Genomic DNA, 10,884 nt, shown 5'->3' with positions numbered 1-10,884 from the left:
CTAGGTCTAAATACTTACCTTTGCAGCCTTGATTTAATTATGAGGCACTTACTGTTTTTTTTACTCTTTTTCCCAATATTGGTTTTTGCTCAGCAGCGAAACCTCAGCGGAACCGTAATTGATGAAACTTCAGGGAAACCACTTTCTGATGTTATAGTTAGTATTTCCGGCAATTCTACCGTGGTTTTCACTTCGAATACAGGTGAGTTTGTGTTTGAAAATATGCCTTTCGGCCAATATGAATTACACTTCAAAATCTTAGGTAAAATCTCTTCAAAACTGACCGTAACTCACAGTGGAGATGAAAATAAGATTTCTGTCAAAATGAAGGACAGCTCTTTAGATTTGGAGGCAGTAAATGTAAAAGCTAAAGCGGATAATGATTTTGGTAGAACACATCTTAAATCTATTCAAGGAACGTCTATTTATGAAAGTAAAAAGAGCGAGGTAGTTCTTTTGAAAGATATATCTGCCAACCTTTCTACCAATAATGCCCGTCAGGTTTATGCAAAAATAACGGGTCTTAATATTTGGGAAAGTGATGGAGCAGGACTGCAGTTAGGAATAGGAGGAAGGGGCTTAAGCCCAAACAGAACGGCAAATTTTAACACGCGTCAAAACGGTTATGATATCTCGGCAGATGCATTAGGCTATCCGGAGAGTTATTACACACCAGCTACCGAAGCTTTACAGAAAATTGAAATAATCAGAGGAGCGTCTTCTTTACAATATGGAACGCAGTTTGGCGGTATGCTGAATTTTGTTTTTAAGAAAGGTCCAAAAGATAAGAAGATTGAATTGAACAGTCGTCAAACATTGGGTAGTTGGAATTTCTTCGGCTCTTTTAACAGCATTGGCGGTACCGTAGGTAAGCTTAATTATTATACCTTTTACCAGCATAAGCAAGGCGATGGTTGGCGACCAAACGGCGGCTTTTCTCAGGACAATATCTATGTGGATTTGACTTATAATTTCACAGAGAATTTTAGTGCCGAGTTTAATCATACGTTTAGTAATTATACCGCACAGCAGCCAGGTGGCCTAACAGACGCTTTGTTTGACCAAAACGCTAGGCAATCTTTTAGAGATAGAAACTGGTTTGATGTTGACTGGAATTTGACTTCACTAACTTTTGACTGGAAGGTCAATGAGAAAGTCCGTTTAAACTCTAGAACGTTTAAATTAGATGCGGGCAGGTCTTCTGTTGGGAATTTGGAACGTATTAATGTTGCCGACTTGGGTGGCAATAGAACGCTTATTTCTGGTAAGTTTGATAATATTGGTAACGAAACAAGATTATTGACCCGTTACAAATTAGGAAAGGAATACGGTGCTTTTGTTTTGGGAACGAGGTATTATAAAGGGGTAACCAAATCTATTCAGGGTGATGGTTCAGACGATTCTGATGCTGATTTTAATTTTGTGAATCCTGGTAATCCAGAGAATTCTAACTTCCGTTTCCCAAATACCAACTTCTCTGTTTTTATGGAGAATATATTTAACCTCTCGCCAAAACTAAGCATTACGCCGGGTGTTAGGTTTGAGTATATAAACACTAAATCGGAAGGATATTACAGACAGCGAGTTTTTGACTTTGCCGGCAATCTTATTTCAGATGTAAAAACAGAAGATGATTTGTCAAGAAAGCGTTCTTTTGTGATTTTAGGATTAGGAGCTTCTTTCAGACAAAGCGAAGATTTAGAAGTTTATGTCAATGTTTCTCAAAACTACCGAGCCATTAACTTTACGGATTTAAGGATTGTGAATCCAAACTTTGCTGTGGACCCAGATTTACAAGACGAAAATGGCTTTACGGCTGACTTAGGTTTTAGAGGAAAAAAGAACACTTCGTTCTCATATGATTTAAGTTTGTTTTATATCGCTTATAAAGGCAGAATAGGTCAAATATTAAAAGCCGACCAGCCGCCATTATATCTAGATTACCGATTAAGAACCAATGTGGCAGATGCTAGAAATATAGGTCTGGAAGCATTTTTGGAATATGATATTTTGAAAGCTTTAAACCCTTCAAATGCCAAATCACTTTCGGTTTATGTGAATGGAGCCGTGATTGACGCTAAATATATCAACACGGAGGAAGCAAGCATCAAAGGCAAAAAAGTGGAAATGGTGCCACCAGTAATGGTCAGGACAGGGATAACCTATCGAGACAATGCTTTCAGCAGTTCCATCCAGTTTTCACATGTAGGCGAACACTTTACAGACGCTACCAATGCCATAAGAACTGCCACAGCAGTAGAGGGTATCATTCCAGCTTATCAGGTGGTAGATTTATCAGCAGCCTATTCGTGGAAGATGTTAAAGCTAGAAGGCTCTGTCAATAATCTACTGAACCAAATGTACTTTACCAGAAGGGCAGAAGCATATCCTGGCCCGGGTATTATTCCATCTGATGGCAGAGGTTTTTATGTAACCTTGGGAGTAAGAATCTAACTTACTTAATCTGTTTGCCTTCTTCAGTATTCACAAAAAGAATATTACATAAGTCGCCATACCCTTCAAAAACTCCTGTCCCAAACCGCTTTAAAGCTTCACTTAAGAAACCTAGGATAAGTAAATCAGCATCAGGTGAGTTTTGCATGATAATGCTATTTAAAGCCACGCCCTCATCTCTGTCAATAAACTCAATATTCTTAGACGAAATAGGTAATTGACCCGAAGAAATCATTTCGGCTATCTTTTCTTTTTCTTGCTGAATGGTAGCTTTAGGGAAAACATAGAATACTTTAATGATACCGTTTTTCCAGTCTGGGTGAGCGGAAATTACGTAGGCCATCAAAATCATTAGGTTGGCATTTTCATAATCCGAACTGGTAATCCAGATATGTATTTCTTTCATGAGACCAAACTGACGCTCAGAAGTAGAAAGAATACCAATATCAAAATTAGCGGCCTGAATAAGCTTAAAATTGTCAACAATGGTTTGAATCTCCGAAGGGTTATTTCTAGCATGGTCAAACAGCAGCATGTTGTTTTCTGTGCCAGAAATACTTGGTAACTGCACCACTTGAGATATAGAACCCTCTAAGTTTTGATTGATAAGTGTGTCTATATAAACCTCACTTTTGGTGGCTTGAGCCATTTTTATAATACGGTTTTTCATCAATTTGGCATCTTGATTTGCCTGTTTTGATAAGTAACCGTCTATATGGTGAATGTATGTTCCAAAACCGTATTTATGAGAAATCCATCGGGTAAGATTAAAAGCATCTAAGCGTTGGAAAGTATGCGGACTTAAAAATACTGCTGAAGGTCGCCAGCTGGTATTATCTTCCTTGTCAGATTTTTGCAAGAAAACGTGAATTTTTCTACTGATTTGATACATCACCCCTTGGAAAATTACGGCAATGTTCTTCTTATCTGTTGTGAAATAATTTAGCGTAAAATACAAGGCGAGCATGAAGAACATGGAGATAAATGCATAGCCCGAGTTCATAAAGAACATGAGTCCAAAACATGCCACAGCTCCAAATAAGCTGATGTACCATTTTGACTTAAATCGTGGTCTGTAAGATGGGTCGCCCGCAAAATGCTGCATGAAAGAAATAAGGCAAAGCGAACCATAAGTAACCATGAAAAACATGGAAATAACCTCTGCTACAGCATCTAGTTTACCCAAAAGGATAAAGAAGAGAGCAATGGTTCCAGTAACTATAGACGCATTATAAGGGTCGTCTCCTTTGCCTTTTCCTTGAGCTAACCATGTGTTTACCGCAGGGCCAGGAAATACCCTATCCTTTGCCATGGCTTGTAATGTTCTAGGTGCCACGAGTATTGACCCAATGGCGGAAGATATGGTGGCGGCTGCCAATCCTAAAGGAATTAACCACCAACCCTGAATGGCAATATCTGCCATCACCAGTCTAGAGGTATCTGCCAGCATAGGAAGTGGGGCAGAATTGTATAGTTTGAGAGCAATTAGAATGTAAATGGTCATTCCGAAAAAGGTGGCGGCTAAGGTTCCCATTGGAATTGATTTTCCTGGGTCTTTTAAATCTCCAGATAAACCTACACCAGAAATAATACCCGTAAAGGCAGGGAAAATAATAGCAAAAACTGTAAAAATGGAAACCTCAGGAATAGGAGGTGGTGGGGTTGCTAATGGGTCTACCTCTATTGGTTTACCCATAAAAAAAGCAATGAGGGCTACCGTTAATATAGCTACGACCCAGTAAAGTGTCTGAATTCCTAGTTTGGCTCCTTTAGTAAGTACGATGGAAGTTAGGGCAAATAAGGCAGGAATGGCTAAAGTTTGACTTTGATGTAAAAGCCAATCTGCCCACGGCATAAATATATAATTGTCAAAAAGCCAGTCAAAAACAGGACTAAAGGCTTCTGTAAATGCGATAATATAAAAGGCCACACTAATGGCTTGTGACAAATAAAGGGCTACACCAATGGTGGAACCAATCACCAAACCAAAGGAACGAGATATAATATAATACGCTCCGCCACCTTCAACTTTGATATTAGTAGCTATTTCAGAAAGAGCCATGGCCGTAGGTATGGTTACCGCATGACCAATAAGTACAATAATTAAAGTACCCCCTAAGCCCACAGTACCAACCGAGTAACCGAATCTTAAGAAAAGAATGGCACCTAAAATGGTGGAAATGGCAGTAAAAAAAACGGGAGCAGTCCCAAATTTGTTTTGATTCTCGGTCATATATAGCTTAATGCTGAGCCTTCAAATGTAAGGAAATACTTGGTAGAAACTAAAAGCAGATTAGAATCTCAGACTTTCCTTTTTAACTCAAAATGTTTTCCTAAGTAAACGCGTCTTACCATTTCGTCGGCTGCTAGCTCTTCTGCAGTGCCGTGTTTCAGGATTTTTCCTTCAAAAAGTAAGTAGGCTCTATCGGTTATGGAAAGGGTTTCGTTTACGTTATGGTCGGTTATTAAAATACCTATGTTTCTATGTTTTAGCTTCGCTACAATAGTCTGAATTTCCTCTACAGCAATGGGGTCAACCCCAGCAAAAGGTTCATCTAATAATATGAATTTAGGGTCTACAGCTAAAGCACGAGCTATTTCACATCTTCTTCGTTCTCCACCAGAGAGTACGATTCCTTTGCTTTTTCTAACATGCTCTAAAGAGAACTCTTCTAGCAATTCTTCCGTTTTCTCTTTCTTTTCCGCCTTGCTTAGGCCTGGTACGGCCAATTCTAATACGCCATATATGTTTTCATAAACTGTCAAATCTCTAAAGACCGACGGCTCTTGTGCCAAATACCCCAAGCCAAGTTTGGCTCTTTTATACATCGGTAAATGCGTGATGTCTTGTTCGCCTAGCCAAATTTTCCCAGAGTTGGGCTTAACTAAACCTACCGCCATGTAAAACGATGTTGTTTTTCCGGCACCATTTGGTCCTAGTAAACCAACTATCTCGCCTTGCTCCACCTGATAGCTAACCTCGTTATTGACCATTCGCTGGCCATATTTTTTAATAAGATTTTCTGTTCTAAGTATCATTTATTCTTATGAGCTCTAAAGGACTTTATATTTCAAATAGAATGGCAAAAAGCTCTGTTTATTGTTCTGTAAACAGAAGAACAATTGCTTACGCTATTTGTTCAAAGATAAACCCTATTTATTTAATCAATACAGGTCGTCAAAATTTTATGTCTTTCAAAAACAATTGTAGCGTGCTTTGGTCTCGGAAGGTGTTTTCTTCTAAAGTATATACAATTTTGAAACTATCGCACTTTTTTAGTTTGTCATAAAAAGCTTCTCTCATACCAAAACCCAGAGCTGTCATGGTAGTTCCGGTTTCGGGTTCTACTAGCTCTAGTTTTAGGTGTTTCTCTTTTAAAATTCTTGGCTCAGCAGCTAGTTTTAAATTATCGGTTTGAAAAATAGGGTGCATGTTTTTGGGTCCAAAAGGTCCCATCTGTTTCATGACTCTATAAAATTTACGACTCAGGTTTTCAAGTTTTATTTTGAGGTCAATATTTATTTGAGCTACGAGCTGTTCTTCAGTAATGTGTTCAGAAACTACCTCATTAAATTTTTCTCTAAAAGCAGGAATATTATTAATGGGTATGGTCATTCCTGCGGCGTGCATGTGCCCACCAAATTGTTCTAAAAGCGGTGAGCAACTTTCAATAGCATTGTACAGGTTAAAGCCTGAAACTGAGCGAGCAGAACCCGCGGCCATGCCGTCTTTGGTTTTTGTGAAAATAACCGTAGGTCTATAGAAATGTTCTATGCACCTAGATGCTACTATGCCAATCACCCCTTTATGCCAATCTGGCCTAAAGAGAACGGTACTTTTGGCTTCATTCAGTAACCAATCATCATCTTTGATAATACTTAATGCCTCTTCGGTAATTCTAGAGTCATGTGTTCTTCGTTCTACGTTATGCTCTTGAATAGCGTATGCAAACTCCAGTGCTTCGCCATAATCAGAAGCTAATAAAAGTTGAACGGCAGCTTTGGCGTGTTTTATTCTACCTGCGGCATTTATTCTAGGCCCAATAGTGAAAACCACATTTTCAATGTTCATTTCACCTTTTGACGCAGCTACTTCTTTAAGGGCTTTTAGGCCTATCCTTGGATTGTCGTTAATCTTTTTTAGGCCATAATAAGCCAAGATTCTGTTTTCCCCAATTATAGGCACTATGTCGGAAGCTATACTTACCATTGCAAAGTCTAGGTATGCGTATAACCTGTCTAGGTCAATGTCTTTTTTGAGGCAGTATGCCGTCAATAATTTAAAGCCTACGCCATTTCCTGTGAGCTCTTTGAAAGGGTATGGGCAGTCTTTCCTTTTTGGGTCAAGTACTGCTACGGCCTTAGGAAGCTCTTCGCCAGGCTCATGGTGATCGCAAATTATAAAGTCAATGCCTTTTTCGGCGGCGTAGTCTACTTTGTCAATTGATTTTATACCGCAATCTAAAGCTATAATAAGTGTAGCATTGATAGATTCCGCCCATTCTATTCCTGCGTCTGAAATACCATAACCTTCTTTATATCGGTCGGGGTTATAGTATTCTATATTGTCATAAAATTCGCTCAGAAAACCATAAACTAAAGCCACGGCCGTGGTTCCGTCCACATCATAATCACCATAAATGACAATTTTCTCTTTATCATCAATAGCCTTTATAAGCCGATTGACGGCTATATCCATGTCTTTCATTAAGAAAGGGTCATGTAAATTGTCAAGGCTTGGTCTAAAGAAAAACTTAGCTTCGTCAAAGTTGTTTACTCCCCTTTGCCAGAGAAGCGTAGATAATTCTTTATCGATACCTAATGCGGCTTCTAATGAAGAAATAATACTGTTTTCTTCGGGAGATTGTGGGTCAGGCAGGGGCTGCCATCTTTTTTCGGTCATGGCACAAAATTAGAAAAAGTATGGCATAGAATTTGAATTGAATTTAGATAGAAAATGGAAAGTATCTAGTCTCTGAGGACTAGGTATCTAACGAATTGCTTTTAAGTCATGAAGCGGAAGGTAATTGGTTAAGTTTGTCAAAACAATGAGGTGGGCGTCTTAAAGACGTCCATTTTTTTGTGCATCTACTTTTCTTTTAATTACGTAGTTGGTACAATGAAATACTTGATCACTTTCTTCTTTATGATGCTGGGTACATCGCTTTTTGCCCAAGAAAAAACTCCTATTCTTAGAGATAAATCAATTTTGGCACTTCCCGTGGTATTCCGATTTCCAGAAACTGGATGGGGTGGGGGAGTAGCCGGAACAGCTAGTTGGTCATGGGCTAAAGACAGTACATGGGCAAAACCCTCTCAGGCTTCTGTGGGTTTGACGTACACTCAAAATAAGCAAGTTTTAGCCTTTCTGCCTTTTCAAGTTTTCTTTGATAATAATAAGTACTATGCCAATGCTGACATAGGTTGGTTTAAGTATAATTTCTTCTATTACGGTATTGGTGAAAATGCCGTACCTCAAGAAAAATATGATGTCAAGTTTCCACGAGTCAAACTTTTACTTGGTAAAGAGTTAAAGCCCAATCTTTATGTAGGGGCTAGAATTAATTATGAAGAATATAAGGTTACGGGAACGCAAGAAAATGGTGAATTAAGCTTGGGTCAGATTAGTGGAAGCGATTATAGCAGAACTTCTGCCATAGGCCCTGCAGTGATGCGAGATACTAGAGATGCAGTTTTTTACCCAAGAAAAGGGATGTTCGGTGAATTTAGCATATTGCCGTCTACCAAATTTTTTGGGGCAGACCAAGAGTTTACCCAAGCTACGCTTGACTTATCATTATATAAGTCGCTTTCAAAAAAGCTGGTACTGGCTTCTAATTATTATACTGTTTTCACATTTGGCGATAATGTTCCTTTTAGCCAGCTGGCTCAGTTAGGGGGTCCAAAGAAAATGAGAGGTATTTATCAAGGATTTTTCAGAGATAAGAATACCGCTTTACTTCAAGCAGAACTTCGCTGGGAGGTTTGGAAGTTTATAGGTCTAGCTGGATTTGGCTCCATGGGCTTTTTGGGAGATAGCGATACTGTTTTGCGTCTTAATTTACCCAAATACACGTACGGAGCAGGTTTAAGAATCTCTACAAAGAAACACCTGAACTTAAGATTAGATTACGGCCTATCTCCTTATGGAGACGGCAATTTTTACGCTACCATTGGCGAAGCATTTTAAGAAATGAATTCTTAGAAAATACCATCTGTAATGGCAATTGGATATCCTTGCGGCGTTGTTTTAAAGGCGTCAATAAAAGAGTGGAATGGAGCACTTTTACCCAGAACGGCTTCATCTTTTCCTTTTAAGATAGTGAAATAGGCCTGACCTTCTTTTTTTACCTCAAAGGCATTTGCATCGGCAATCTCATTAAGCATTTCATTGAAGCTTGCGTCTCTAGCTTCCTCGCTCTCAAAAGACAGTGATTTTAGATAAAGACTATCGTCATCATTATAAACGGCATAGTAGTAAAGTCCGTTTGGCGGATTGAACTTGACATAGCCTGTATTATCTCCGTTTTCGTCTTTGATTCTTATTCTACCTAAGTATTCTTTGTCGTCTAAAAAACTTTGAGGTTTTACTTTCTTTGGAGCCTTCGTTTTTACTTCTGTGGATGTAGTACCTGATGATAAAACTTTAGCTTTTAAGGCTTCCGCTTCTAAAGCTTTATTAAATGGGCAAGAGCGAGCTACTTCCTGATGATTTCCTGCTTTAATAATTAAGAAGTAGTATTTGTCTTCCTTAATTACCTTAAACCTTTTTTCAATTTTAATATTCTTTAAAACTGATTTGATTCCGTTATCCCTAGACTTGACTTCTTTGTAGCCTTCGCTTCTAAAAAGTACAGTATTCGGGTTTTCAATAATAGCGAAGAAATGAAGCGATGATTTTTTGTCGGTAAACCTGATGATTCCATTATTGTCAACTTCTTCAAGGTTTTGTAAGTATCCTTCACATGGAAGGTAGTCGTTCTGTTTTTCCATAAGGCTTTGTTTTAATATTCTGAATTTAAGTACTGGTAATGAATTATTTAAATCCTAAATGTTAATGTTTAGAAAAACCTTGATAAACGGATATTCCAACTTGGAATTATTAAATATTGGTGTTTTCTGTTTAGCGTCTTGATGAAGTGCTTTTTTGGATTTAGCTTTAAAATCAGCAGATTGAGAATGTTTTGGTGATAGCCTTAAAACAAAAAGAGCCCTCAAACTTAGTTTGAAGGCTCTTTGAAATATTTATAAAAGCTTAAACCTTATATACCCATCCGTGAGTATCTTCTAGTTTTCCTTTTCTAATACCATCTAGTTTTTCTTTTAAAATGCTAGAAATAGATTTTTCGGTGATTGCTGGTAGAGGGATATCCTCACCTTCATAACCTACGCCAGAGAATGGTGAAACTACCACCGCAGTACCTGCTCCAAATACTTCTGTTACAGAACCATCTTTAATACCTTCTACTATATCTTTCACGTAAACATCTTGTTCTGAAACTTCATAACCTGAGTCTCTGGCAATGTTTATTAAGGAATCACGCGTAATACCTTTTAGGATGGTGGTACTTGTTTTTGGCGTTAAAAGTTTACCGTCCTTTACAAAGAAAACGTTCATGGTTCCTGATTCCTCAAACTTCGTATGTGTTTGAGCGTCAGTCCATAATAGTTGAGTATATCCTTGTTCTTGAGCTAATTTTGCTGGGTAAAGAGAAGCGGCATAGTTACCTGCACATTTTGCGTAACCCACACCACCAGTAGCAGCTCTAATGTATTCTGTTTCTATTTTTACTTTAGGTGGCGTGCTGTAATATTTTCCTGCAGGGCTCATGATAATCATAAACCTGTAATTAAATGAAGGTCTAACACCTAAGTATACATCAGATGCAAACATAAAAGGACGAAGGTATAAGGAGTTATCCTCTCCTTCTGGAACCCATGCAGCATCTAATTTTAAAATTTCTTTTAAGCCCTCCATGAAAATTCCTTCTGGCACCTGTGCCATGCACATTCTTTCGGCAGATATGTTGAACCTTTTGAAGTTTTCTTCTGGTCTAAACATGACTACATCACCATCTACATTTTTAAAAGCTTTCATACCTTCAAAAATAGATTGTCCGTAATGAAGAGAAGCTAAAGCAGGATTATATGCAATGTCGCCATATGGTAAAATTTCTGGTGTTTGCCAGACGCCATCAATACAGTCTGCGACCAGCATGTGGTCAGTAAAGAGTGAACCAAAAACAATGTTTTCTGGGTCTAACTGATTAATACGACTTTCTTTTACTTGCGTTATTTTAAACGCCGTGGCTTCTTCTACCATAATTGAAAAATGTTATAAAAATGAATATTCAAACATCGAACCATTTGTTTGATTCGGTTTGGTGATACAATTATTGACAATAATAATTAGAGTATCAAACCTTTTCT

Annotated in this window: 7 protein-coding genes; 2 read left to right on the top strand and 5 right to left on the bottom strand. The window is 38.2% G+C overall.

Going from position 1 to position 10,884, the window contains the following annotated elements; translation table 11 throughout:
* Window positions 1-39 precede the first annotated feature (39 nt).
* Entirely contained in the window at window positions 40-2,454 is a 2,415-nt protein-coding gene (locus AC0L6O_RS20000; protein ID WP_473304895.1) for a TonB-dependent receptor domain-containing protein, read from the top strand.
* A gap of 1 nt (window position 2,455) precedes the next feature.
* On the opposite strand, the gene AC0L6O_RS19995 is transcribed toward AC0L6O_RS20000, so the two are convergent.
* The 3 genes from AC0L6O_RS19995 to recJ all read right to left on the bottom strand — a co-directional run bounded on the left by AC0L6O_RS19995 (window position 2,456) and on the right by recJ (window position 7,357).
* A complete protein-coding gene (locus AC0L6O_RS19995) occupies window positions 2,456-4,687 on the bottom strand; it encodes an APC family permease (protein ID WP_473304893.1) in 2,232 nt (743 codons plus the stop codon).
* Window positions 4,688-4,755: 68 nt separating this feature from the next.
* Entirely contained in the window at window positions 4,756-5,493 is a 738-nt protein-coding gene (gene lptB / locus AC0L6O_RS19990; protein ID WP_473304891.1) for an LPS export ABC transporter ATP-binding protein, read from the bottom strand.
* Window positions 5,494-5,632: 139 nt separating this feature from the next.
* The gene (gene recJ, locus AC0L6O_RS19985; protein WP_473304889.1) at window positions 5,633-7,357 is read right to left on the bottom strand and encodes a single-stranded-DNA-specific exonuclease RecJ; all 1,725 of its coding nucleotides are present in this window, start codon (window positions 7,355-7,357) and stop codon (window positions 5,633-5,635) included.
* Window positions 7,358-7,573: 216 nt separating this feature from the next.
* Here recJ and AC0L6O_RS19980 point away from each other — a divergent pair, with 216 nt between their 5' ends.
* On the top strand, window positions 7,574-8,644 hold the full coding sequence (locus tag AC0L6O_RS19980; protein ID WP_473304888.1) for a BamA/TamA family outer membrane protein: 1,071 nt from the start codon (window positions 7,574-7,576) through the stop codon (window positions 8,642-8,644).
* 11 nt (window positions 8,645-8,655) lie between these two features.
* On the opposite strand, the gene AC0L6O_RS19975 is transcribed toward AC0L6O_RS19980, so the two are convergent.
* Window positions 8,656-9,447, bottom strand: coding sequence for a hypothetical protein (locus tag AC0L6O_RS19975; protein WP_473304886.1), 792 nt, complete (start codon window positions 9,445-9,447; stop codon window positions 8,656-8,658).
* 262 nt (window positions 9,448-9,709) lie between these two features.
* Window positions 9,710-10,777: a branched-chain amino acid aminotransferase gene (locus AC0L6O_RS19970; protein WP_473304884.1), complete on the bottom strand. Its 1,068-nt coding sequence runs from the start codon at window positions 10,775-10,777 to the stop codon at window positions 9,710-9,712.
* Window positions 10,778-10,884 lie beyond the last annotated feature (107 nt).

This window comes from Arcticibacterium sp. GJ41-1 (assembly GCF_055808875.1).
This window is presented reverse-complemented; position numbering and strand designations above follow the sequence as displayed.